1 protein-coding gene is annotated in these 554 nt (G+C 41.7%); it reads left to right on the top strand.

The genetic code is table 11. The features are described from left to right. The coding region (locus IQR33_RS34580) for a serine hydrolase (protein ID WP_228014174.1) at positions 1–554 on the top strand (554 nt) is incomplete at both ends.

The raw sequence follows: 554 nt of genomic DNA, 5'->3' as shown, positions 1-554 counted from the left end.
TACTACAAAACGTGGAAACCGGAGTACGAAGCCGGTACTAAGAGGAAGTACTCAAACCCTAGTATTGGTCTATTTGGCTACATCGGTGCCTTGAGTATGAAGTCAGACTATACGGAAATGATGGAAACCGTCATCCTGCCTGAGCTCGGTATGACCAATACCTTTGTCGATGTACCAAAGGATAAGCTTAACAACTATGCTTTTGGTTATAGTTCTGAGGGAAAACCCGTTAGAGTTAATCCAGGTATTCTTGATGCACAAGCCTATGGTATTAAATCAACAAGCTTAGATATGCTTCAATATATCGAAGCAAATATGGGTCAAGCGCAACTTAATACTGATATAGAAAATGCGCTAGAGAGAACTCATACTAAGTATTTTGATACCGACACGTTTACACAAGCCGTAGGATGGGAGGGTTATGATTACCCCGTTTCACTTTCGCAATTATTGAAGGGTAACTCCAGCGATGTAATTCTCAAAGCTAAACCGGTTCAAGCAAGTGTATCTGGTACTCTCGGTCGTGACGTTTGGTATAACAAAACGGGCTCAAC

The organism is Vibrio sp. OPT46 (assembly GCF_015163535.1).
Lineage (GTDB): Bacteria > Pseudomonadota > Gammaproteobacteria > Enterobacterales > Vibrionaceae > Vibrio > Vibrio alginolyticus.
The sequence above is the reverse complement of the archived record's forward strand: the minus strand, read 5'-3'. Positions and strand labels throughout refer to the sequence as shown.